Origin of the sequence: Nonomuraea sp. KM90 (assembly GCF_052246675.1) — a bacterium.
Classification (GTDB): domain Bacteria; phylum Actinomycetota; class Actinomycetes; order Streptosporangiales; family Streptosporangiaceae; genus Nonomuraea.
This window is the reverse complement of sequence record NZ_JBQQCB010000031.1, coordinates 71,461-94,632: the sequence shown is the minus strand read 5'-3', so window position 1 is coordinate 94,632 and position 23,172 is coordinate 71,461. Positions and strand designations below refer to the sequence as shown.

The following is a 23,172-nucleotide window of genomic DNA, read 5'->3' as shown; positions in this document are numbered from 1 at the left end:
GTCGAAGGAGTGCTCGCCTCCCGCCGCGACCAGGCGACGCGGAAAGGCATCGACCTCGCCGAACACCTGACGCCCGCGGCGACGACCGGAGACCCGAGACTGATCGAGAGCCTCGTCGCCAACCTCGTCGACAACGCCATCCGCCACAACCACGCAGACGGGCAGGTGACGGTCACCACGCACACCTCCGGCACGCAGGTGGCCCTCACGGTCGCCAACAGCGGGCCGGTCGTCCCCGACGACCAGGTCCAGCGCCTCTTTCACCCCTTCCAGAAACTGGCGCCCGACCGTCACGGCAGCCGGGACGGCTACGGTCTCGGCCTCGCCATCGTCAATGCCGTCACGCAGGCTCACCACGCCACCCTCACCGCCGGCGCACGCCCGGAAGGCGGCCTGTCCATCACCGTGCGGTTCGCGAACGGGGTTCCGCCGAACCGCCCCTGACGTCGGGTGCCGGCGTACCGTGCGGAACTCCGTACGAGGGCCGCTGTGGGGGCGGCGGCCATGACGGGTGGGAGCGAACCCCGAAGGGCGTGTCACGGTGGGTTCCTCAGGTGCCTGACCCGGACGACGCCGGGCACCGTGCGGGCCAGCAGGTCGGCGATGTGGTCGGCGGGCTCGTGGGGCGGCCCGCTCAGCTCGGCCACGCCGTCGTGCACGGTGACCTCCCAGCTCGGGCCGAAGGGATACTGCTCGCGCAGCGCGGCCTCGACCGCGGCGCGGAGTTCGCTGTCCGGGCGGGCCAGCATGGCCATCAGGTCGCGGCGGCTGACCATCCCGACGATCTCGGCGCCGCGCAGGACGGGCAGGCTCTTGATCCGCTTGCCCACCATGAGCTCGATGGCGGTGGTGACGTCGGTGGTCTCGGTGACGGTGGCGGCCTCGCGGGTCATCACCTCCATGACCAGCCGCGGTGCCGGCTCACGCGCCGCATGCGGGGGCAGGACGGTGGCGCGGGGGTCCGGCTCGAACTCGCCGCGCAGCAGATCCAGTTCGCTGACCACGCCGGCCAGGCGGCCCGAGTCGTCGACGACGGGGGCGGCGGTGATGTCGTTGTCGTAGAGGGCCCGGACGGCCCGCCGCACCGGGTCGGTGCGGCGGACGGTGATGGCCGGGCTGGTCATGACCTCGCGTACGAGCATGACTACATGCCTTCCCACTTGGAGTCGTCCCGCTTCCGGCTGAGCTCGTCGACGACGTCGACCACGCCGTTGACCCGGCCGGCCATGCGCACCGCGACGGCGGCCTCGGTGCGGCGCTTGACGTCGTGGGTGTCCATGAGGCGGGCGGCCTCCACCGCGGCCGCGGCGGCCGTGACGGTGACGGGAGGGCTGGTCATCGGCTCGGCGTGCGCAGCAGGGCGGCCTCGGACACCATGCCGATCACCTGGCGATCGTCACCGAGCACCGGCACCGCGCTGATGCCGCCGGAGATGAGCGCTTCGGCGATCTCCCTGAACGGGGTGGCGGCGGTGACCGTGACGACCTGGTCCGTCATCACGTCCGCGACGGTCATGCGCATGGCACTCAACCCTTCTCCGGCTGCTGTACGAGGACGCGGGTGCCGGCCGGTCCGGACTCGGCGATCTCGAGTCCGCCGTCCCGGTGCGCGATGGCGTTCACCCGTCCTCCTGGTCGGTCGCCTTCATCACACCTCGCGAAAGCGGCGCTCCTCAGAGGAGAAGGTCCCCGAACGGGACAGTCGTTGGTCCGCCGTTGGCCGGCACGGCCAGGCCCGAGCTGCGCCCATCCGCGCCGGCCATCGTCCGGCCCCGTCCGGTCCCGTCCGGTCCCGTCCGGCCCCGTCCGGGTCAGGGTTGGGCGTTGAGCCACTCCTGGAAGGTGGGGCCGGCGAGCTTGGCGTGCGGGCCGGGCAGGAACCCGCCGCCGGCGGCCGTCTCGGCGTCGGGCATGCCGGAGCCGTCGACGCCGACGACCTTGACGCCTCGCCGGGCGCCGAGGAGGGCGGCCGCCTCGGACATGGTCTCCCGGCGGGGTCCGGCGATCTCGGGGATCGGTGTCCCGGGAGCGGGCTGGGCGGGCGCGTCGCGGTCGGTGGCCAGGTCCACCAGCTCCTCGGCCACGGTGCGGCAGGCCACGAGCTGGGTGGGCAAGGCCGGGATGTAGGCGACGTCGCCCGGTTGCCAGTCCAGCAGCTGACCGACGAACTCGTGGAACTGCGCGGCCCGCAGAATGCGGGCGGGGAGCGGGCCGGACAGACTGGCCTCCTCGTGCACCTGCTGGGCGGCGATGAAACCGGCGGTGGCCTTGTCGGTGCCGATGATGGATGCGATGACGATCTGGCCGGCTCCCGCCTGCCGGCCGGCCTCGTGCAGGTTGCGGGTCGCCGTGCGGAAGAACTCCGTTGCCGCCTGCTGGTCGGAGCCGTGCCACGACGCGACGTCGATGATGACGTCGACCCCGGTGAGGGCCTCGGCGAGGCCCTCACCGGTGATGATGTCCACGCCGGTGGCCCGGGACATCGCAACGACCTGGTGCCCCCGTTCGGAGAGGACGTCCACGACGTGGCGTCCCAGCCGCCCGGTTGCCCCTGCCACGGCGAACTTGCTGATGCTCATGCTTCGTCCCTGTCTTGGGTGCCGAATGGTGTCACTCGCTGTAGTTCTGGCCAGGGGCCCTGCCGGGGATCGGCTTGGCGATGAGAGCGGCCGGGGTGAAGAATCCGATGTGACCGATCGCCAGGACGAGCGACCAGAGCGCCTTGTCGTCGTACTGCGCGGACGCCCTGGCGTACAGCTCGTCGGGGACGCGTTCCCCGGACGGGTTCGGGGTGAGGACGGCCTCGACGAGCTCCAGCGCGATCCGTTCCTCGCCGGTGAAGTAAGGGGCGTCCCGCCAGGTCGCCACGGCGGTGATGCGCTCCTCCGGTTCCCCGGCCTGGCGGAGGTTGCCGGTTTCCCGGACGGTGAAGTACGTGCTGCCCAGGATCTGCCCGGCGCGGAGCTGCAGCAGGCTGATGGTGGTCTGGGGAATCGAACCGTTCCCGACGGCTTTGTGCACTCCTTCGGCGATCGCCGCCATCTCGGGGACGAACCGGAGGGGGTTGGGCATACGCGACCGCAGGTCTTCCTGGTTGGTCGTCGTGGGTGCGGACATGGTGAGGTCTTCCCAACTCGTGGTGTGTTGCGTGCCGCCCGGATCGTCCGAGCGGCGTCCTGACGAACACGAGACGCCGGCGGCCCGGCCGCTGTGACAGCGCGATCATGTGACGTGGATTACCGAGCGTGGGTGTCACAGGGCGGTGGGGACCGGCGTCTTGTGCGTGTGGCAGTGGTGAGAGCGAACAGGCAGGAGCCGGGGATGAGCGAGCACAGCGAACGGACCGCGGGCCCGGCCGGGCCGCTCGATCGTGCCGAGCGCGTGGACTCCGCCACCGAGGCGTTCGTCGCCCACCGCAACCTGCTGTTCACCGTCGCGTACGAGATGCTCGGTTCGGCCGCCGACGCCGAGGACGTGCTGCAGGAGACCTGGCTGCGATGGGCGGGCGTCGATCTCGGCACCGTGCGGGAGCAACGTGCCTACCTGGTACGGATCGTCACCCGGCAGGCGCTGGACCGGCTGCGTACGCTCGATCGGCGCAAGGAGTCCTACGTCGGGCCGTGGTTGCCCGAGCCGCTGCTGACCGCGCCCGACGTGGCCGAGGACGTCGAGCTGGCCGACAGCGTCTCGATGGCTATGCTGCTGGTGCTGGAGACGCTGGGGCCGATCGAGCGGGCGGTGTTCGTGCTGCGCGAGGTGTTCGATCTGGAGTACGACGAGATCGCCGAAGCCGTCGGCAAGAGCCCGGCCGCGGTCCGCCAGATCGCCCACCGGGCCCGGGCACACGTCGCCGCGCGCCGGCCCCGCGGCATCGCCTCCCCGGCCGAGACCCGAGCCGCACTCCAGGCATTCCAGCGCGCGGTCGAGACCGGCGACCTGCAGAGCCTGCTCGACATCCTGGCGCCGGACGTCGTCGCCCTGAGCGACGGCGGCGGGATCAAGCATGCCCTGCTCCGGCCCGTCGTGGGTGCCGGCCAGGTGGCTCGCCTGCTGGCCGTCGGCTGGTGGAAGCGCGACGCCGAAAGGTCCGCCGAGCTGGTGCAGATCAACGGTGGCCCCGGGTTGCTCATCCGGCTCAACGGGGAGATCGACGGCGTGGTGGCGGTGCGGCTGGAGAACGGCTACGTCACCGGCGCCTACCACGTGCGCAATCCCGAGAAGCTGTCGCGCGTGGACCGGGAAACCGTCGTGAGCCGCTGAGACCGGAACGTCCCTGCGGCACGGGCCGGCCCGGGCCGCAGGATCGTGCCGGGAGGGCCAGGCCCCGGGGCGCGTCGTGCCCACCGCGCGAGCCGATCGTCAGCGTCGCTCCCGGGGCTCGCCGGTGGTCCAGTCCCAGCCGGTGATCGTGGTGCGCATCAGGCGGGCGGCGGCTGACAGGTGGCTGTCGGCGCCCCAGCACAGGGTGACCGTGCGACGGCAGTCGGGGCTGTCGACGGCGATCCAGGTCCCGGGGGTGCGCGTGGCGCTGCGGCGGGCGAAGCCGGGGACGAGGCCGATGCCGAGTCCCGCGCTGATCAGGTCCGCGATGGCGCTGTGCTCGTCGCTCTCGCAGACGATCTTCGGAGTGAGGCCTCTCGCGGCGAACAGCCGATCGAGCAGCCGGCGGATCCAGTGTCCCTTGCGGGCGGTGACGAAGGGCTGGCCGGCGAGCTCGTCGATGCTCACGGAAGCACGGCCCGCCAGCGGATGATCGAGCGGCGTGCCCACGCCCACCGCCTCGTCGAACAACCGCACCGACTCCAGGCCCTCGGCGTGGATCGGCTGCGAGGCGACACACAGGTCGACGTCCTGGGACCGCAGGCGGCGGGCCATGTCCTCGGCCGGCGACCACTGGAGCTCGATCTCGACCGAGGGATGGGCGCGCTTGTAGGCCGCCAGCGGCCCGGTGAGGGTGAGGAAGGTCTCCGAGGCCAGCCGTACGGTGCCCAGGCCCTCGCTGGTGGCCGCGGCGACGGCACGCCGTCCCGCCTCGAGCTCGCCGAGGGACCGCTCGACGTGATCGCGGAAGAGCCTGCCCGCGTCGTTCAGCCGGAGCCGGCCGCTCCGGTCGAACAGCGGCGCGCCCAGCTCGCTCTCCAGCCGGGTGATGGTCCGGCTCAGCGACGGCTGGGCCACGTGCAGCTCGTCGGCCGCCCGGCTGAGGTGCTCAAGCCGGGCCACCACCAGGAACTGCCTGAGCGAGTTCAGCTCCATCATGCCTCCCCGAGCATAACGCCATAGCAATATTGATCTTAGACAAGATAACTCCCGAGCCATAATCTCGCCCCAACGACAGCAGAGCGAGGAGGGATTCACATGCTCACCGTGGCCGCGCAGCGGACGGAACGCTCGGGGTGGACGCTGCGGGCCGTCGTCAGCGCGCACCTGGTGGCGATCGCCGGCCAGCCGGTGTTCGCCGGGGTTTACCTGACCGGCGACTACGACAGCCTGCGAGGGCACGCGATCGGCGCCGACGTGGTCACCTCCCTCGGCTGCCTTCAGGTGCTCGTGGCGATCACGGTCTGGGTACGCATGCGTCAGGCCTGGCCGTTCCTGACCACGACGGCGGTGGTGGCGGCCGAGACGGTGCAGTACTTCGCCGGCCTGGACGGCGCGCTGTGGCTGCACATCCCGCTGGGCGTGATGACCGTCGCCGCGCTCGTCGTGCAGTTCATCGCCGTCTGGCGGCGGCCCCTCCTGCGGCAGGAGGCCCGCGATGCGCGTTGAGGGCCGTGACCCGAGCCGGCGGCGGATCCTCGGCATCGGCGGGGCGCTCGGGCTGATGGCGGCCACCGGGCTGTCGGCCTCGGCCGCGCTGGCCCGCCGGCCGTCGGTCACCGGTGCCGAGCTGCGCAGCGCCGTGCCGCTGCCGCCGCCCTTCCAGGTGCCGCTGCCGATGCCTGCCGTGCTGCAGCCGGTCCGCACCTCGGGCGGCACCGACCGTTACGAGATCACCCAGCGCGAGGCGAGCGCGGAGATCCTGCCCGGCCTCAAGACGCCGCTGTGGACGTACGAGGGCACCTTCCCCGGGCCGACGATCGAGTCGCGCCGCGGCCGGCCGGTCACCGTGACGCACCGCAACGACCTGCCCGTGCCCACCGTCGTTCACCTGCACGGCGGACGGACCCCCGCGGCCTCCGACGGATACCCGACCGACCTGGTCCTGCCCGAGCACTGGCCCGAGCAACAGCCCGAGCAACAGCCCGCGGAACGGCCCATGGAACGGCCCGACGCCGCCGTGCACGTGAGGCATGGCATGCACGACCCGCGGGCCGTGGTGACCAGGCGGACCCGCGACTACACCTTCCCGCTGGACCAGCGGCCGGCGCTGCTGTGGTACCACGACCACCGGATGGACTTCACCGCCCCCGCTATCTGGCGCGGCCTGGCCGGGCTGCACATCGTCCGCGACGCCGCCGAGGACGATCTCGGCCTGCCCGCGGGGCCGCGCGAACTGCCGCTGATGATCGCCGACCGGGCGTTCGCCGCCGACGGCGGTCTCGCCTACCCCGCCCTCGACCCCACCCTGCGCGAGCGGCCGGGCGTGCACGAGGCCTATCTCGCCGGCGTCCTCGGCGACGTGATCCTGGTCAACGGCGCCCCGTGGCCCGTGCACGAGGCCGACGCGGCCCGCTACCGGCTGCGCGTCCTCAACGCCTCCAACGCCCGCCACTACGAGCTCGAAGCGGTCACCGACGACGGGCGCCGGCTCGACCTCGTCCAGATCGGCGCCGACCAGGGGCTGCTCGCCGCGCCGGTCACCCACCGGCTCCTGCCGATCGCGCCCGCCGAACGCCACGACCTGATCGTCGACTTCTCCGGTCTCGCGATCGGCAGCCGCGTCAGACTCCTCAACCGGCTCGGCTCCGGCCGTACGCGCGACGTGATGGCCTTCCGCATCGCCCGCCGCGCCACCGACGGCAGCCGCATCCCCCGTACGCTCTCCACCGATCTGCCGACCTGGCGGCGGACGGACGCCGCCAGGGTGCGCGACTTCTCCTTCCGCACCGGGCGGATGCGCGGCGGCCACGGATGGCTGATCGGCGGGCGGCCGTTCGATCCCGCCCGCACCGATGTCACCACCCGTCTCGGCGATGTCGAGGTGTGGCGGCTGGTCGCCGACGTCCACCATCCCGTACACCTGCATCTGGCCGGCTTCCGGGTGCTCTCGCGCAGCGGTCGCCCGCCGCTGGCGCACGACGCGGGGCTCAAGGACACCGTCTCGCTCCGGCCGGGCGAGGCGGTGGAGATCATCACCCGTTTCGACGGCTACCGCGGCCGCTATCTCTTCCACTGCCACAACGCCGAGCACGAGGACATGGGCATGATGGCCAACCTCGAGATCATCTAGCGGCACGTCCGGCGCCTGCCGCCGGTGGGCGCGCGTCAGGCGCCGGCGAACGGCATGTGCACGCCGGGCACGTACGTGGGGAACGGCTGGTAGACGTTCACGCCGGGGTCGCCGCGCAGCAGCAGCGCGGAGACGAACGGCTGCTGCTCGCTGGTGATCCGGGTCGAGGTCGGGATGTAGCGGATCGTCAGCCCGCACCGGCGCCTGGGCGAGGTGTTGGCGTTGGAGGCGTGCAGGATGTTCGGATGGTGCACCTCCACGTCGCCGGGTGACAGCACCAGGTCCACGGCCTTCGACTCGTCGACCGTCACGGCGCTCTCCGAGCCGAGCACGTTGTCGACGTCGTCGCGCTGCCGCAGCTCGTGCAGCTCCTCCCGGTGCGAGCCGGGGATCACCCGCAGGCAGCCGTTCTCCGGCGTGGCCTCATCGACGGCCAGCCAGAGGGTGACCACCCGCATCGGCTCCAGGGGCCAGAACGCGCCGTCCTGGTGCCACAGGACCGCTTTGCCGGAGAAGGGCGGCTTGCTGATGTAGTGCGAGGCGAACAGCGCGATGTCGGGGCCGACGAAGAGCTCGGCGAGGTCCAGCAGCCGTTCGTCGCTGACCAGGCGGACCCAGAAGGGGTCGCCGGCGACCAGCTCGGTGGCCAGGTCCTCGCCGAGCCGGTCCGGGTATTTGGCCTGCAGCCAGGAGACGTGGTCGCTCGCCTCGGCGATCAGGCCCGGGTCGAGGACGTTGCGGAAGATCGTGTAGCCGTCGCGGTCGTAGTCCTGGAGGGTCCGGTCGACTTCCGTGATCACCATGTGCTCCTCTGAGGGCCGTGGGCGGGGCGTCGATCCGGATTCTTCGGGCTCCGCGGCCCGTGTTACTAGTACTCGTCACCCCATAACTATTAATTTCCTGACATGTCGACCATCCTGCGCTGGGTCGAGTTCGCCGCCGGGCTGCCGTACCACGCGGCCCTGGTGCCGGTGACCGGCGGCCACCGCGACCGGCCCGAGCCGCACACGCACGCCGACTTCCACGAGCTCGTCCTCGTCACGGCCGGGGCGGGGACGCAGCGGGTGGGCGACGCCGAGATGCCGCTGCGCGCGGGCGACCTGATGCTGGTGCGGCCACCGGACCTGCACGAGTTCGCCGCCACCGCCGTGGGCATGCGCTTCGTCAACATCGCCTTCCCCAGCGAACGCTGGCGCGCCTTCGCCGACCTCGCCGGGCTGGCGGGCACGGCGGAGTGGGACCGGCGCGAGCTGCCGCTCATCGCGCGTACGGACCTGGACGGGCCGGTCGCCGCGGAGTTCGCCCGGGTGCTGGGCGCCTGCACCGGTACGCCTCGGGTGCTCGACCTGGTCAGGCTCTGGACGGCGGTGGTCCCGGTGCTGGAGCGCGCCGACGGCACCGCGGTGGACCGGCGGCCGGGCTGGCTGGTGTCGGCCTGCGTGGCGATGAGCCGGGAGGAGAACCTGCGCGAGGGGCTGCCCCGGCTGCTGGCCCTGGCCGCGGTCAGCTCCGGGCACCTGGCCCGCTCCATGCGCCGTCACTACGGCTGCACCCCGGTCGCCTTCGTGGCCGGTCGCCGGCTGGAGCACGCCGCCCTGCTGCTGACCACGACGACGGAGGGCATCGGGGAGATCGCCCAGCGCTGCGGGTTCTCCGGCCAGTCGTATTTCGGCCGGCTCTTCCAGCGGAGGTACGGGATGGCGCCGCGCGAGTATCGGGAGGAGGCGCGGCGGGCCGTGGTCCCCGCGGCTATGGACAGCCAAGATATCAAGTGATTAGATGACTCGCCACGGGCCCGTTTCACCCCCACCGTGAGCACTTGTGAGCGAACAGGAGGCCGGGCATGAACCGGTCGCGTCCACTGCTTGTCGCCGCCCTCATCTCCCTCGTCCTGGCCGGCTGCTCCTCGGGCGGCGGCGCCGCGCCGCAGGCCGCGAAGACCGAGCTGAAGCTCTACAACGACAAGGGGGCCTGGAGCAAATACTTCGACGAGATGGGCGTCCTGTCCAAGCAGCAGATCGGCCTGTCGATGAAGCCGGTCGGCTACACCGACGAGCCGACGTACCAGGCGTTCATCAAGGCGTCGTTCCGCACCGACGTCAAGCCCGACCTGTTCACCTGGACGACGGGCGGGCGGCTGGCGGAGATCGTCGCGCAGAAGCAGGTGGCGGAGACGACCGCGCTGTGGCAGGAGGCGATCAAGAACGGCGACCTGTCCGCGGACCTGGCCGAGTATTACACGGTGGGCGGCAAGCAGTACTGCGTACCGCTGAACGCGGCCTACTGGGGCATGTTCTACAACAAGAAGGTCTTCGACGAGTACGATCTCCAGCCACCGTCCACCTGGGACGAGCTGATCACGGTCGCCGACACTCTCAAGAAGAACGGCGTCAAGGCCTTCTACCACACCAGCGTGCTGTTCTCCTTCGTCTGGTTCGAGCAACTCCTCGCCGGCACCGACCCCGACCTGTACGACCGCCTGTCCACCGGCCAGGCCAAGTACACCGACCCCGGCGTGGTCCAGGTGATGGAGCGGTGGAAGTCGATGATCGACGCCGGCTACTTCACCAACCCCGGCGACAAGACCGACCCGGGCGACGTGCTCAAGACCGGCAAGGCGGCGATGGTGTCGTTCGGCACCTGGTTCAACACGAGCATGACCCAGCGCGGCATGAAGGCCGGCACCGACTACGGCTTCTTCGTCATCCCGAACGTCAACCCGGCCCTCCCCAAAACCTCGATGATCTTCGAGAGCGGCCCGCTCTGCTCGCTGGCCAAGGCTCCCGACCCCGAGGCCAGCATGAAGTACCTGAAGTGGTGGGTGGGCTCGGCCGCCCAGGAGAAGTGGGCCACCGCCAGGGGCGACGTCTCGGCCAACCCCAAGGTCGCCATCGCCGACCAGGCCATCGCGCAGGTCAGCAAGGCCGCGGGAAGCGGCGAGCACCGCCTGGTCAACCGCTATTTCGAGGCCACGCCGCCCCCGGTGCTGACGGCCGCGCTGGACGGCTTCAGCGCCTTCGTCGTCAAACCGGCCGGCTACCGGGAGGTCCTGGCCGGCATCCAGGCCGCCGCCGACGAGTACTGGAGCACCCACAAGCCGGGTGACTGACACCGCCCGACCGGCACAGACACCTGCACCCCGTCCCTCGTCAGCACTCACCTCACGCGCCCCCGGCAGCCGTCGGCGATCTCCCGGGCGGCGGACAGCGGCGTGATCGGGTCGCGGGAGCCGGCCATGACCAGCGCGTGGCACCGGATGGAGGCCAGGCGGCCGGTCGGGGTCGAACCGGGCGGTGGACATGAAGCCCATCGTGAGCCCGGGGTTGGGGATCATGCGGGCCATGGAGGCCCCAGCGGGCCGAGGAGGCGGCCGCCGCGGCCGTCCCCCTCCTGGTCCGTGCGGCCGATCCGCGGGTCGGTATCGTCATGGCGAACCTGCTGGTCCGGGCGCTGGACGTGTCCGGTGAGGCGAACGGAGAAGACATGCCAGAAGATCGCCGCCCGAACATTGTGATGATCTTGACTGATGACCACGCCGCGCAGGCGATCAGCGCCTATGGATCGATGCTGAACGTCACGCCGCGCATTGACGAGATCGGGCGGCGCGGCGTGCGGTTCGACAACTGTTTCGCGACCAACGCGCTCTGCTCGCCCAGCCGGGCGTCGATCCTCACCGGTACGTACAGCCACGTCAACGGTGTGACGACCCTGGTCACCCCGATCGACGCGAGCCAGCCCACCTTTGTCTCGCAGCTCAAGCAGGCCGGCTACCGGACGGCGATGGTCGGCAAGTGGCACATGGGGGAGCACGAGGGAAGCACGCCCGAGGGCTTCGACTACTGGGACATCCTGATCGGCCAGGGCGGGCAGGGGGAGTACTGGGACCCGCTGTTCCTCTCGGCCGAGGGAAGGCGGGTTGCCGAAGGCTACGCCACGGACGTCATCACGGATCTCGCCCTCGACTGGGTGGAGTCCTTGGAGGGTGACGACCCGTGGTGCGTGCTGATCTATCACAAGGCGCCCCACCGCCCCTGGGAGCCGCATCCGCGCCATGCCGGGCTCTACTCCGACCCGGTCCCCGTGCCGAAGACGTTCGACGACGACTACTCGACGCGGACGTCGTCGGTGCGCCGCGCGCTCATGCGCCTGGCCGAGAACCTCAACGTCGAAGACCTCAAGGTCACCCCTCCGGCGGGGCTGACCTACGAGGAGCTGGCTCTGTGGAAGTACCAGCGTTTCATGGAGGACTATCTGCGGTGCGTCGCCTCCGTCGACGAGAACGTGGGCCGCGTCATCGACTGGCTCACCGAGCGCGGCGACTTCGCCGACACGATGCTCATGTACGCCTCCGACCAGGGCTTCTTCCTGGGCGAGCACGGATGGTTCGACAAGCGCCTCATGTTCGAGGAGTCGCTGCGGATGCCGATGCTCCTGAGCTACCCGCGCCGCGTGCCGGGCGGCACGGCGCACGACGGCATCGTGACGAACGTCGACTTCGCGCAGACGATCCTGCACGCCGCCGGGGTCGCGGCGCACCCGCGCATGCAGGGCCGGAGTTTCTGGGGCGACCTGACCGGTGCGGACGCTCTCCCCGCCGCGGAAGGCATGTACTACCGCTATTGGGAGCACGACGACATCTTTCACCACGCCCCGGCGCACTACGGGTACCGCACACACCGCTACAAGCTCATCTACTACTACAACGACGGGCTCGGGCTGCCCGGCACGGGCGGGTTCGTGTACCCGGGTGAGTGGGAGCTGTACGACCTCGAGGCCGATCCGTCCGAGTTGCGCAACGTCGCCGACGATCCGGGCTACGCGGAGATCCGCGCGCGGCTGACCGAGGCCATGCTCACGGAGCAGCGCAGGCTGGGCGACGAGCCACACCCCTCGCAGTTCGCGGCCATGTCCTGACGTCCGCATCCCAGTCACCTCCAACTGATCCACAAACGCCGGATGGTGGGCTTCGACCGCGAGCCGACGACGTCTGTGCGCGTTGCCATGGGGCTCGCGACTCATCGAAAGGGAGGCAAGGACCAGTGGGCAAGAAGATCGTTCGTCTGGACGACCTGAGCGAAGAGCTGACAGCCATCGACGAGGTCGATCTCGGCCTCGTTTCCGGTGGTCAGCGGATGGAACGCTGCTACCACACGGCCGGCACGGAAGGCCGGCCGTCCGACGGCTGGGTTTCGGACTACTAGGCCGTCACCGTCCCGAGGACTCGTGCGTAGCGCCGCGTGGGAGGGACGCGCCTCCCTCCCACGCGGCTGAGGGGGAGAGTTGCTGCTGATCCTGAGTGAGCCCGGCGACGCCACGGTTCACATGGTCCTGCCCGAGCTGAAAGCCCGGGGGGTGGACGTTCTGTGGTGGGATCCCGGCGAGTATCCGGCCGGCGCCCGGCTGACCGCCCGGTTCGACGCGGACGGAACCCGGCTCGTCCTGGCCAGAGGCGGGCAGGTCACCGACCTCTCCGAGACGACGGCCGTGTGGTACCGGCGCCCCGGCCCACCGCGCGCCGCGGAGCAGGTCACGGCGGCCGACCTGCGGGACCGCGTCGGGGAGCTCTCGGAGTGGTTCCTCGAAGGCTTCTGGGACCTGCTGGACGCTCGATGGCTGCCCGGCAGGCAACCGGTGCTGCGCAGGGCGCACAACAAGCTGGTCCACCTGCCCCTGGCCCGCGAGCTCGGCTTCGCCGTGCCACCGACCACGGTCACCAACGATCCGTTCGAGCTGGCACCTGCCTATGAGCGGGCGGGCGGCCGGCTGATCGCGAAACCGATGGAGCACACCGGGTTCGAGATCGACGGCGCGGCGCACACCGTGTACACCACCGTGGTGCAACGGAGGGATCTCGCGGGCCGGAGCCGGATCGCCCACGAACCGACCATCCTGCAGCCGTACGTGGACAAGGCGGTGGAGCTGCGGGTCACGGTGGTCGGGCGCGAGGTGTTCGCCGCCGAGATCGCCTCGCAGGACTCGCCGCGTACGCGGGACGACTGGCGTCACCATGACTTCGACCGCGCCCGGCACAGCGTGCACCACCTGCCCGATGACATAGCCCGCCGGTGCGTGGAGCTGGTCGCGGCGCTCGGCGTGTCGTTCGGGGCGATCGACCTCATCCTGACTCCCGGCGGCGAGTACGTGTTCCTGGAGATCAACCCCAACGGTCAATGGGGCTGGATCGAGGACCTGACCGGCCTGCCCATCAGCACCGCCATCGCCGACTGGCTCACGGCCGAAGAAACGGACCCGCGATGACTCACACTTCCCTCGGCCCCGCCCTGGAAAGCGGCGTGAAGCTGCTCCGCGGGCTGACCCGGCGGCGTTCGGCGGTGGCGGAGGCACACCGCGGCGCCGACGCCTGGGCCGCGGCGCATCCTTCGTTCGCCGCCCAGCTCGTGGCCAGCCCGCGTCCCGGGTCGCCGCTCGTCGATTACGACCTGCTGATCGACGACCCGTCGGGCGGCACCATCATGCTCGGCGTCCAGGTGGACGACGGGGCGTCCTGGCTCGTCGATCATGCGACCCACTGGGCCGCCGGCCGCCTGCTGACCGTGGACGGGACACCCGTCTCGGTCTCGGAGGCGATGCTCATGCTCCGTTCGCTCACCCGCCCCGGGCTGTCGCCGCAGGAGGAGTTGGTGCGGTTCTGCCTCCTGCGCAACGCCGCCGCCAAGGAGCAGGTCAGCCTGGCCGACATCCAGGCGGCCGCGGACACCTTCCGCAAGCGGCGCCGCCTGACCAGCCGGGACGCGATGAAGGCGTGGCTGGACCGGATGGGCCTGAGCGCCGAGGCGTTCCATGATCACATGGCCGCGACCGCGAGGGATCACACGTTCCGGGCCCGGATGCGCGCGGAGCTCGGCCCCGGACATCTGGCCCGTCATCGTGACCGGTTCGCGAGGGTATGGGCGGCCTGGGTGCTGTCGGAGGAGCCGATCGACGTCGCCGAACTGCAGCGCTCACCCGGCGGCTCACTCGCGGACCGCTGGGACCTGCAACTGACCAAGGCCCGCACCTGGTCCGGTGACCTGCCCGCCCCCCTCCGCGAGACGCCGGCCGGAGGCGGTGCCGGACCGGTTTTCCACGAAGGGCGCTTCCTGACGGGCTTGATCACCAAGCGCCAGGAGGCCATGGCGGACGCGGAAACACTGGAGGCGGCCGGACATGCCGCCTTCGACCAGTGGCTGGCCGACGCCGCCGAGCAAGCGCAAGTCACCTGGCACTGGCTTTGAGCCTGCCCGCCCCCAGATAATTCGTATTAGCTTATTGACGCGGCATTCCGATGGGGGCGAGCGTGTGATTCCGTACCACGACGCAGCGTGAAGGAGTCGAAGTGGACACCCCCCACCCATTGATCCGACGTCGAACCGTGTTGCTGGGCGGAGCCGCGGGCGTAGCCGCGGGTCTGGGACTCGGATCGGCCGCGAACGCGGCGGCGGGCCCGGCCGGGATGCCGACCTACCGCTACCTGCGCGACGCGCTGGCCCTGCCGCTCAGCCACAACCCGACGGGGGAGTTCATCTTCCCCTGCATCAGGGGCGTGTACGACAAGCTCAGCAGCCCCCGAGCCCGCTACTACCTCTACTACGCCCCGCACGAGAATCCCGGCGGCATCTGCGTGGCCTTCGCCAACTCCCTGGCAGGCCCCTTCGACGACCACTCGGGCAACCCGCTCATCGACAACCGCCTCCCGACCACCACGGTCTCCCACGTGTCCTCACCGCACGTGACCTGGGACGCCGCCACCCGGCAGTTCTTCTGCTACTTCCACGGCGAGAACTTCACCACGCGCGTGGCCCGCTCCACCGACGGCATCACCTTCACCGACGAAACCCCGATCCTGAGCACCCGCCTGGTGTCCGGCACCTCCGAGACCTCCTACGCGCGAGTCTTCGAACACCAGCTGCCCGGCCGGAACAACAAGTACGTGATGATCTTCATGGGGGTGCGCAACGGCCGTCGCCTCTTCTACGGCTGGTCGCCCAACGGCTGGGACGGCTGGCAGTTCAGCTCGACCCCGCTGGTGAACCCCGAACCCGACGGCGTGACCGATATCTCCGGCCCCACCCTCGTCAAGCGCAACGGAACCACCTATGTGGCCTATCACGGCAACGACGGCAGGATGCGGATCACCGAGGTCGGCAACGCGTTCGACAGGGAGACCCACCTCGGCGTCTTCCACTCCCCGATCCCCTCGGACAACGGCAGGGTGGCGGCGCCGTCGTTCGGCACCCAGGACGGTGTGGAGTACATGTTCTACGAGGCAGGGCCGCGTCTGAGCGCACGCATCTGCATCGCCCGCGCGGTCTGACCGCCGTCGTTCGAGGACGAGCCCGGGGCGACCTCGTCACTTCGGTGCGGGCTCGGGCGGGGAAGACCGGCATGACACGGTCGGGGGAGACGCGGCGCCGAACGGCCGCGTCTCACCCCGGCCCACGCCGGCCCCGGCCGACGGCGCGATCACCGCGCGAGGGCACCGTACGGTCGGCCGGTCACCCGCCATTCGCTCGGCGTGCGGCCTGCGAGGTGACGCGCTCGATCGCCTGGACGGCGGCCGGCCTGTCCAGCCCATCGCCCCCTCCGTGCATCAGGACGATGACGCCCGCCGGTGTGGCGGGACCGCTAGGCTCGCCCGATGATCGATCTCCGTCGGGTCCAAGACCTGTGGCGGCGGTGTGACGTCACGGTACGGGACTTCCCTTTGGCGCTGCTGCTGACCGTCCTGTCACTCCTGCCGGGGTTCCAAGGCAACGGGACGCAGATCAGCGATCTGCCGACCCGCCCCTACGACGCGCTGGCCGTCGTGGTGGTCGCCCTCGAGTGCCTCCCGCTGACCGTGCGCCGGCGGTGGCCGGCCGCCGGTCTTGTCCTGGTGTCGCTCGGCTTCGCCCTCGACCAGCTCCTCGTCTATCACACGCCGGCGGGCACCGCGCTGCCCATCGCGCTCATCAGCGCGGGCGCCCATCTGGAACGCCACCGGCGCGTCATCGCGGCCCTCCTCTCGGTCGCGTACCTGCCGCTGATGTTCGCGCTCCACCGGCTCGGCTCGAACGAGACGCCGGCCGATATCGCGCTGTTCTACCTGGCGCTGGTCCTCGCGTGGGGCATCGGGGCCTGGCTGCGCTCCACCCGGGCCGCCGAGGCCGAACGCCGCCGCCACGTCGCCGCGGCCACCCGCGCCGCCGAACGCACCCGCATCGCCCGCGAGCTCCACGACGTCGTCACCCATCACGTGACGGCGATGGTCGTGCAGGCCGAGGCGGCGCGCTACCTGACCGCCGCCCCCGATCGCCTCGACGCCACGTTGAGCGCCGTCACCGACACCGGCCGGCGGGCCATCGGCGACCTGCGGCACCTGCTCGACCTGCTCAACCCCGACCACGACACCGACGCCAGGACGCCGCCCGCCGGCGACCTGCGCACGCTCGTCGAGCAGACGCGCCAGGCCGGGCAGCCGGTGGAGTTCACCGAGGAGGGCCGCCCGGCTGAGCTGATCGGCAGCGCCGAGTTCGTGACCTATAGGGTCGTGCAGGAAGCCCTGACGAACGCCCTCAAATACGCCCACGGCAGCCCCACCGCGGTTCGCGTGCAACATGGCGAGAAGGAGATCACCGTGGAGGTCAGCACCGACGGTCCCGGCTCGGGGACCCGCTCTCCCGGCGGCAGCGGGCGGGGCCTGGCCGGGCTCCGCGAGCGGGTCGACGCCCTGGGCGGCGAGTTCAGCGCCGACCGGCAGGCGGGAGGCGGCTTCGTCGTACGGGCCCGCGTCCCCGCCGGGAGCCCGTCGTGACCGCGCCGGTCCGGGTGCTGGTCTGCGACGACCAGGCGCTGATCCGCACCGGGTTCGCGACGATCATCGATGCCCAGCCCGACCTGGAGGTGGTGGGCGAGTGCGGCGACGGCCGCGCCGCGGTCGACCTCGCCCGCCGGCTGGACCCCGACATCGTGGTGATGGACGTACGGATGCCGGTGCTCGACGGCATCGAGGCCACCCGCCTGCTGGCCGGCGCCGGAGTGGCGGACCCGGTCAAGGTGCTCGTGGTGACGACGTTCAACCTGGACGAGTACGTCTACGAGGCGCTGCGCGCGGGGGCGAGCGGGTTCCTGCTCAAGGACGCCCCGCCGGCGCAGCTGCTGCACGGCATCCGCACCGTCGCGACGGGCGCCGCGCTGCTGGCCCCCGAGGTGACGCGGCAGCTCGTCGGCAGGTACGCGGCGCGCATCCGTCCCGCCCACGACACGCCGGACGACGTCGCGCTGACCCCGCGCGAACTGGAGGTGCTGCGCCTCATCGCCGACGGCCGGTCCAACAGCGAGATCGCCGCGACGCTGGTGATCAGCCAGGAAACGGTCAAGACGTACGTGTCACGCATCCTCACCAAGCTCGACCTGCGTGACCGCGTGCAGGCGGTGGTCTACGCCTACCGCAGGGGCCTGGTGACCTGAGACGCCCACCGTGTTCCGTGGGGAGTAGCCGGCACGATCCCCTGCGGACCGTGAGTAGACGACCGGTCGTACACTGCAAAGTATGGGACGGACCAGCGATGCCAGGGAGAAGATTCTCGGTGCCGCGCGAGCGCTCATCGAACTGCGCGGTTACTCCGCCCTGGGCGTGGCCGAGATCTGCAAGGCGGCCGGCGTGCCCAAGGGCAGCTTCTACTACTTCTTCGAGTCCAAGGAGGCCCTCGCTCTGGCGGTCATCGACGAGCAATGGGCCGTCCAGGAGCGGTCCTGGAAGGAGGTGCTGGCCGGCGACGCCGAGCCGCTGCTGCGTCTGCGCCGGCTGTTCGAGGTGACGCAGGCCGCCCAGCACGCCGGGCAGCGTGACTGCGGCACCATCTCGGGCTGCATGTTCGGGAACCTCACGCTGGAGATGAGCAACCACACCGAAGCCGTCCGCGTACGGCTGCAGGAGATCTTCGACGCGCAGGTCGGCATGATCGACGCGGTCGTCGCCGAGGCTCTCCTGCGTGGGGACGTCACCGTGACCGACACCCGGGAGGCCGCGCGGTCCGTGGTGGCCCAGCTGGAGGGGCAGGTGCTGCTCGCCAAGCTCTACAACGACACGCAGGGGCTCGGCGTCCTGTGGGCCAACTGCCTGGCGCTGCTCGGCGCCCGTGCGCCCGGCGAGGTGGCCACCGGCCTCTGACGCCCGCCGACCCTCGGCATTGGTAGGCGCAGACTCTCACCGCCGTAGCATGGTGAGTGTGGAGCTGCGTCAGTTGCGGTACTTCGTCGCGGTCGCCGAAGAGCTGAACTTCGGCCGCGCCGCCGGTCGGCTGCTGATCGCCGGCCCTTCCCTGTCCCAGCAGATCAAGGCGCTGGAACGGGATCTCGGTGTCCGCCTGTTCGACCGGGATCGCCGCTCGGTGTCCCTCACCCCGGCCGGTGCCGCGCTGCTTCCCGAGGCCCGTGCCCTGCTGGAACGCGCCGACGACCTCCGGCACCGTGCCCGCCGGCTGTCCGGATCGGAGCCGGTCCGGCTGGGCTACGTCAACTGGCTGCCGCCGGACATGATCGCGCGCACCGCGGCGGTGGCCCAGGTCCACGTCGACGCCTGGGTCGCGCCCTCGCACACCCAGGCCGCCCGGGTCGCCGACGGCGGCCTGGACCTCGCGGTCTGCTGGCTGCGCGCCGACGACCTGGAGCGACGCGGCCTGCGCGCCCAGCTGATCGGCGCCGACCGCCTCTACGCGGTCGCCACCGGCCATGACGTCGGCGAGGTTCCCGCCCGGGAGACCGCCGTCCTTCTCGACGACGACACCACCTCCTGGTCGTCCTGGAACGCCTACGCCGAGGAAGTCGCCCGGCACACGGGGGCCCGCGCGGTACGCATCTCTGACGGCGGCATCACCGGCCCGGCGTTCTTCGACCACGTGCGCCGCGGCCGCCGCCCGGTCATCAACTCGCCCAAGGGCCAGACCGCCCCGCTCCCGCCGGATCTCGTCCGGCGCCCCGTCGTCGCGCCGGAGATCTACTGGACCTGGTCCCTGGTGTGGCGCCGCGGGGAAGACCGCAACTCGGTCCTCGCCGTCGTCGAGGCCCTGCGCGCCGACGGCGACTTCGGGATCCACGGCCCCGACGCCTGGCTGCCCGAGGGCGACCCGCACCGGCGCCGGCCGGTGCCGGTAAAGCCGGGCTGATCTGCCGTAGGAGTCTTTGCCTAGCATTTGGCAGGATTCCAGTCCCGGTTGGCGGGCTGTCATCCTTTGACTTCCCCATGCCCGCCGCCTGGCTTCGCCCTGACTGATAGGCGACCGGTTGCCTAGTAAGCCGGTAGGCGAAGCTCTCGGCACGGATCTCAGGGGAAGGGTCATCATGAGCATTCAGCAGCAGCAGAAGGTCGCGCTCATCACCGGCGCGTCGAAGGGGATCGGCGCCGCTCTCGTCGACGCCTACCGCAAGCTGGGCTACGCCGTCGTCGCCGTCTCGCGCACCATCTCACCCTCAGACGACCCCGATGTCCTCACCATTCAGGGCGACGTCGCCGACCGTGCCACCGCCGAAGAGGCGATCGCCGCGGCCGTCGAGCGGTTCGGCCGGGTGGACGCCCTGGTCAACAACGCGGGCATCTTCGTCGCCAAGCCGTTCACCGACTACACGCTCGACGACTACGCCGCCATGCGGGCGGTGAACCTCGACGGCTTCTTCCACATCACCCAGTTCGCCGTCGCACGCATGCTCGGCCAGGGCGGCGGCCACGTCGTCACCATCACCACCAGCCTGGTCGACAACGCCGACGCCCGGGTCCCGTCCGTGCTGGCCTCGCTGACCAAGGGCGGTCTGCAATCGGCCACCAAGTCCCTCGCCATCGAGTACGCCACCCGTGGCGTCCGCGTCAACGCCGTCTCCCCGGGCTCCATCAAGACCCCCATGCATCCCGAGGAGACGCACGAGGCCCTGGCGTCGCTGCAACCCGTACGCCGCATGGGCGAGATGAGCGACGTCGTGGACGCGGTCGTCTTCCTGGAGAAGGCTCCCTTCGTCACCGGCGAGATCCTCCACGTCGACGGTGGCGTGAGCGCCGGCCACTGACCGCGTGCCCCGGCACTGCACATCTCGATCCCATCGAAAGGAGAAGCCCGATGACCAGCACGGAGGCAGTCCTCCGGGACGTCCTCGACCGGTGGCAGGCCGGCGTCGACGGCCACGAACCGCAGCAGGTCGCTGACCTGTTCACCGAGGACGCGATCTTCCAAGGGCTCCACCCGTACAGCGTCGGCAGGCCGGGCATAGCCGCCTACTACGACTCCCAGCCGGCCGGGCTGACGGCCGCGTACCGCATCGTCGAGACCAGAGACCTCGCCGACGACCTCGTCCTCGGCTACCTGGCCGTCGACTTCTCCTTCACCGACCGCCCCACCATCAGCGTCCATCTCAGCGTACTGGTGAAGCGGACGGCGGAGGGCTGGCGGATCGCCCACTACCAGGTCTCCCGCCTCTGAGCCCCGGCACCGCGCGTCCGATTCCGTGCGCGAGCAGGCCGGGGGAGAGCTCCCGTCATGAGCGAGTTCACCTGCCGCGCCGTCACCGTTGCCGGCCGGACCGCGACCCCCGGGTGCCCCACCGGCATCGGCGGCGCGTGCCCACGTGATCTCAGCCGGGGCGGCTCGGCACATTGACACTGTCACGGACGGCAATGCACCAGCCACAGCCCCAGCGATGTGGAGGAGACTCCCGCCAGAGCGGGGGCAGCGCCGGTACGCAGCGCCTCCAGGATCGGGGGCCAGGCGGGACGGGGCACCGAGGGAAGGCACGCCTCCAGGTAGCCGGCCGCCGCGGCAGGCGACATGGGCTGCGGCTCGATGACCGCCGCCGCCGTGAGCACGTCCCTGAACGGCCAGGCGTCGGCCGGCGGGGTGGGGAGCGCGCGCGGCCTGGCGGCCCTGTACGCGGCGGCGGTCTGGGGCATCGCCGGACGGCCCCCGCTGCTCAAGCCGGACACCGTCGCGGAGTTCGCCCAGCTGCACTCCACCGGCGGCGATCCGGTCCGCGGCGACCGGGGCGACTACGCGCTCGGCTTCCAGGCCAAGGGCCTGCGCTAGGCGTTCCTCAGCGCGAACGCCTTCGGCCACGACGGCTCGGCCGGCTCCGAAGCCTTCGCCGACCCGGTCGCCGGCATCGCCTTCGGCTACACGCGACACCGCTTCGGCTTCGGCTGGTCCTACCCGGAACACGACCGGCTCGCCGCCGCCGTCCACCGAGCCGCCACCTCCTGAGGAGCGGCCTCGCCCGCCCGCCTCGGTACGGTCGTCGGCGAGTCCCCGCCGGGCCGATTATGCGAATCCCCGGTAAATGTCGCCGTTATTGCGTAAGCCCGCGGGTAACTGCGGCGACTATTTGTGTCGAGCCGTATTGTGTGCCCGCGAGCAACCACCGGACAACCAAGCGTTGTTGGACGACGAGGACCGGAGCTTCGAACGATCCAAAACGCAGAATCGGCCATTGAACGGCCGATATTTAAAGGGTGAGTAGAGCGTAACTTTTTCCGCCCGTGATGTCGGGAGAGTGTGGGAGGCACGCATGGACGAAGGTGAGAATCCCCCAAGGAGGAGGATGACGTGCCGACATCCCCGGGCCATAAGGTGCCGTTCCTCGACGTCCTGAATCCGGCCTTCGACTTCGACACCCCGGAGGTCTACGCCGCGCAGGCGGAAAGCTGGTACGCGAACAGTCCCATCGGCCTGCTCGTGCTCCGGTACGAAGAGGCCAACGACCTCCTGCGCGACCGCAGGCTGGACCACGACGGCAAGCGCTACATGGAGACGCACGGCATCTTCGACGGACCGATCTACGACTGGTTCGTGCCGATGATCGTCAACCACGAGGGGGAAGACCACCGCCGCCTTCGCGGCTTGATGAACAAGGCGTTCACCGCCCGCCGGGTGGCCCGGCTGCGGCCGTTCATCCGGGAGCAGTCCGAGCAGCTGACCGACCGCCTGGCCGGCGCCGGGACGTGCGACTTCGTCTCCGAGTTCGGCATCCGGCTGCCGCTCGCGGTCATGTGCCGGCTGCTCGGCGTACGGCCCGAGGACTATGACCGCTTCGGCACCTGGACCGCCGACCTCGGCCTGGTCTTCGGCCTCTCGACGGGCGGCGACGTCATTGCCCGGGTGGAGAACGCGGTCAACGGTCTCAACGACTACGCCGACCACCTCATCGACGAGAAGACCGCCCGGCCGACCGACGACCTCGGCTCCGACCTGATCGCGGCCCACCAGGCCGATGACGGCCAGGTGAGCCGGGAGGAGCTGCGCAACCTCCTGGTCACCCTCGTGTTCGCCGCCCACGACACGACCCGGCACCAGCTCGCCAATGCCATGGTCGCCTTCTCGGAGCATCCCGACCAGTGGACGCTGCTGGGGCGGCAGCCGGAGCTCGCGGCCCAGGCGGTCGAAGAGGTGATCCGCTGGCTGCCCTCGTCGGCCACCGTCTACCGGTTCGCCGCCGAGGACTTCGACTACCAGGGGCTGCGCATCGAGAAGGGGACGTACCTCACGATGTGCGTGAAGGTCGCGCAGCGCGATCCGCGAGCGTACAAGATCGCCGACCGGTTCGACATCACCGCCGTCAGGGACATGCCTCCGCTGCAGTTCGGCGCCGGCCCGCACCACTGCCTGGGCGCCGCCCTCGCCCGCGTCGAGGTCGGCGAGGCGCTGACCGTCCTCACCGGCCGGCTGGGCCCGCCGTCCGTCATGGGGCCGGTGTCCTGGCCGGGCCCCCTCGGGATCCAGGGCCCCGAGACGCTCCCGCTGCGCTTCGGCTGATCAAGGAGAG

27 protein-coding genes are annotated in these 23,172 nt (G+C 70.8%); 19 read left to right on the top strand and 8 right to left on the bottom strand.

Annotation, left to right across the window (positions count from 1 at the left end):
* Positions 1–444 (top strand): sensor histidine kinase (locus tag ACTWPW_RS28235; RefSeq protein ID WP_443170419.1); only part of this gene is annotated, 444 nt, incomplete at its 5' end.
* 92 nt (positions 445–536) lie between these two features.
* Here the strand turns inward: ACTWPW_RS28235 and ACTWPW_RS28230 are convergent.
* From ACTWPW_RS28230 to ACTWPW_RS28210, 5 genes are all read right to left on the bottom strand, one after another.
* Positions 537–1,142, bottom strand: a complete 606-nt coding sequence (locus tag ACTWPW_RS28230; RefSeq protein WP_443170418.1) for a CBS domain-containing protein — start codon at positions 1,140–1,142, stop codon at positions 537–539.
* Between the two features lie 2 nt (positions 1,143–1,144).
* Positions 1,145–1,339: a hypothetical protein gene (locus tag ACTWPW_RS28225; RefSeq protein ID WP_443170417.1), complete on the bottom strand. Its 195-nt coding sequence runs from the start codon at positions 1,337–1,339 to the stop codon at positions 1,145–1,147.
* On the bottom strand, positions 1,336–1,521 hold the full coding sequence (locus tag ACTWPW_RS28220) for a CBS domain-containing protein (protein WP_443170416.1): 186 nt from the start codon (positions 1,519–1,521) through the stop codon (positions 1,336–1,338). Before ACTWPW_RS28220 ends, ACTWPW_RS28225 begins: the two co-directional genes overlap by 4 nt.
* A 289-nt stretch (positions 1,522–1,810) precedes the next feature.
* Positions 1,811–2,578: an SDR family oxidoreductase gene (locus ACTWPW_RS28215; RefSeq protein WP_443170415.1), complete on the bottom strand. Its 768-nt coding sequence runs from the start codon at positions 2,576–2,578 to the stop codon at positions 1,811–1,813.
* A 31-nt stretch (positions 2,579–2,609) separates the two neighbouring features.
* Positions 2,610–3,116, bottom strand: a complete 507-nt coding sequence (locus ACTWPW_RS28210) for a carboxymuconolactone decarboxylase family protein (protein ID WP_443170414.1) — start codon at positions 3,114–3,116, stop codon at positions 2,610–2,612.
* Between the two features lie 204 nt (positions 3,117–3,320).
* Between ACTWPW_RS28210 and ACTWPW_RS28205 the strand changes: the two genes are divergently transcribed.
* Entirely contained in the window at positions 3,321–4,259 is a 939-nt protein-coding gene (locus tag ACTWPW_RS28205) for an RNA polymerase sigma-70 factor (RefSeq protein WP_375112809.1), read from the top strand.
* A 99-nt stretch (positions 4,260–4,358) separates the two neighbouring features.
* Here ACTWPW_RS28205 and ACTWPW_RS28200 read toward each other — a convergent pair whose 3' ends face one another.
* Positions 4,359–5,258: a LysR substrate-binding domain-containing protein gene (locus tag ACTWPW_RS28200; protein WP_443170413.1), complete on the bottom strand. Its 900-nt coding sequence runs from the start codon at positions 5,256–5,258 to the stop codon at positions 4,359–4,361.
* Between the two features lie 99 nt (positions 5,259–5,357).
* Between ACTWPW_RS28200 and ACTWPW_RS28195 the strand changes: the two genes are divergently transcribed.
* Complete coding sequence (locus tag ACTWPW_RS28195; protein ID WP_443170412.1) at positions 5,358–5,768, top strand: hypothetical protein; 411 nt, start codon at positions 5,358–5,360, stop codon at positions 5,766–5,768.
* Complete coding sequence (locus tag ACTWPW_RS28190; RefSeq protein ID WP_443170411.1) at positions 5,758–7,392, top strand: multicopper oxidase family protein; 1,635 nt, start codon at positions 5,758–5,760, stop codon at positions 7,390–7,392. The genes ACTWPW_RS28195 and ACTWPW_RS28190 overlap by 11 nt, the downstream gene beginning before the upstream one ends.
* A gap of 35 nt (positions 7,393–7,427) precedes the next feature.
* On the opposite strand, the gene ACTWPW_RS28185 is transcribed toward ACTWPW_RS28190, so the two are convergent.
* Complete coding sequence (locus ACTWPW_RS28185) at positions 7,428–8,195, bottom strand: phytanoyl-CoA dioxygenase family protein (protein WP_375112805.1); 768 nt, start codon at positions 8,193–8,195, stop codon at positions 7,428–7,430.
* Between the two features lie 102 nt (positions 8,196–8,297).
* On the opposite strand from ACTWPW_RS28185, the gene ACTWPW_RS28180 reads away from it, so the two are divergent.
* From ACTWPW_RS28180 to ACTWPW_RS28120, 13 genes are all read left to right on the top strand, one after another.
* Positions 8,298–9,167 (top strand): AraC family transcriptional regulator, encoded by an 870-nt coding sequence (locus ACTWPW_RS28180; protein ID WP_443170410.1) that lies wholly within the window; start codon positions 8,298–8,300, stop codon positions 9,165–9,167.
* 68 nt (positions 9,168–9,235) lie between these two features.
* Positions 9,236–10,501, top strand: a complete 1,266-nt coding sequence (locus ACTWPW_RS28175) for an ABC transporter substrate-binding protein (protein WP_443170409.1) — start codon at positions 9,236–9,238, stop codon at positions 10,499–10,501.
* Between the two features lie 317 nt (positions 10,502–10,818).
* On the top strand, positions 10,819–12,306 hold the full coding sequence (locus tag ACTWPW_RS28170) for a sulfatase family protein (RefSeq protein ID WP_375112802.1): 1,488 nt from the start codon (positions 10,819–10,821) through the stop codon (positions 12,304–12,306).
* Between the two features lie 125 nt (positions 12,307–12,431).
* Entirely contained in the window at positions 12,432–12,593 is a 162-nt protein-coding gene (locus tag ACTWPW_RS28165) for a hypothetical protein (RefSeq protein ID WP_375112801.1), read from the top strand.
* Between the two features lie 79 nt (positions 12,594–12,672).
* Positions 12,673–13,650, top strand: a complete 978-nt coding sequence (locus ACTWPW_RS28160; RefSeq protein ID WP_443170408.1) for an MvdC/MvdD family ATP grasp protein — start codon at positions 12,673–12,675, stop codon at positions 13,648–13,650.
* The gene (locus ACTWPW_RS28155; RefSeq protein WP_443170407.1) at positions 13,647–14,627 is read left to right on the top strand and encodes a TIGR04500 family putative peptide maturation system protein; all 981 of its coding nucleotides are present in this window, start codon (positions 13,647–13,649) and stop codon (positions 14,625–14,627) included. Before ACTWPW_RS28160 ends, ACTWPW_RS28155 begins: the two co-directional genes overlap by 4 nt.
* Positions 14,628–14,764: 137 nt before the next feature.
* Entirely contained in the window at positions 14,765–15,706 is a 942-nt protein-coding gene (locus ACTWPW_RS28150; protein WP_443170406.1) for a hypothetical protein, read from the top strand.
* Between the two features lie 324 nt (positions 15,707–16,030).
* Positions 16,031–17,185, top strand: coding sequence for a sensor histidine kinase (locus ACTWPW_RS28145; protein WP_443170405.1), 1,155 nt, complete (start codon positions 16,031–16,033; stop codon positions 17,183–17,185).
* Positions 17,182–17,841, top strand: coding sequence for a response regulator (locus tag ACTWPW_RS28140; RefSeq protein WP_375112796.1), 660 nt, complete (start codon positions 17,182–17,184; stop codon positions 17,839–17,841). Before ACTWPW_RS28145 ends, ACTWPW_RS28140 begins: the two co-directional genes overlap by 4 nt.
* Positions 17,842–17,923: 82 nt before the next feature.
* Positions 17,924–18,544, top strand: a complete 621-nt coding sequence (locus tag ACTWPW_RS28135) for a TetR/AcrR family transcriptional regulator (RefSeq protein ID WP_443170404.1) — start codon at positions 17,924–17,926, stop codon at positions 18,542–18,544.
* A gap of 58 nt (positions 18,545–18,602) precedes the next feature.
* Complete coding sequence (locus tag ACTWPW_RS28130) at positions 18,603–19,538, top strand: LysR family transcriptional regulator (protein WP_443170403.1); 936 nt, start codon at positions 18,603–18,605, stop codon at positions 19,536–19,538.
* Positions 19,539–19,713: 175 nt separating this feature from the next.
* Complete coding sequence (locus tag ACTWPW_RS28125; RefSeq protein WP_443170402.1) at positions 19,714–20,430, top strand: SDR family NAD(P)-dependent oxidoreductase; 717 nt, start codon at positions 19,714–19,716, stop codon at positions 20,428–20,430.
* Positions 20,431–20,480: 50 nt separating this feature from the next.
* Positions 20,481–20,840, top strand: coding sequence for an SgcJ/EcaC family oxidoreductase (locus ACTWPW_RS28120; RefSeq protein WP_443170401.1), 360 nt, complete (start codon positions 20,481–20,483; stop codon positions 20,838–20,840).
* A gap of 182 nt (positions 20,841–21,022) precedes the next feature.
* Here the strand turns inward: ACTWPW_RS28120 and ACTWPW_RS28115 are convergent, their stop codons facing one another.
* Complete coding sequence (locus ACTWPW_RS28115) at positions 21,023–21,223, bottom strand: hypothetical protein (protein ID WP_443170400.1); 201 nt, start codon at positions 21,221–21,223, stop codon at positions 21,023–21,025.
* On the opposite strand from ACTWPW_RS28115, the gene ACTWPW_RS28110 reads away from it, so the two are divergent.
* Positions 21,216–21,440, top strand: a complete 225-nt coding sequence (locus ACTWPW_RS28110; RefSeq protein WP_443170399.1) for a hypothetical protein — start codon at positions 21,216–21,218, stop codon at positions 21,438–21,440. The genes ACTWPW_RS28115 and ACTWPW_RS28110 overlap by 8 nt on opposite strands.
* 516 nt (positions 21,441–21,956) lie before the next feature.
* Complete coding sequence (locus tag ACTWPW_RS28105; protein WP_443170398.1) at positions 21,957–23,162, top strand: cytochrome P450; 1,206 nt, start codon at positions 21,957–21,959, stop codon at positions 23,160–23,162.
* The last annotated feature ends 10 nt before the right edge of the window (positions 23,163–23,172 follow it).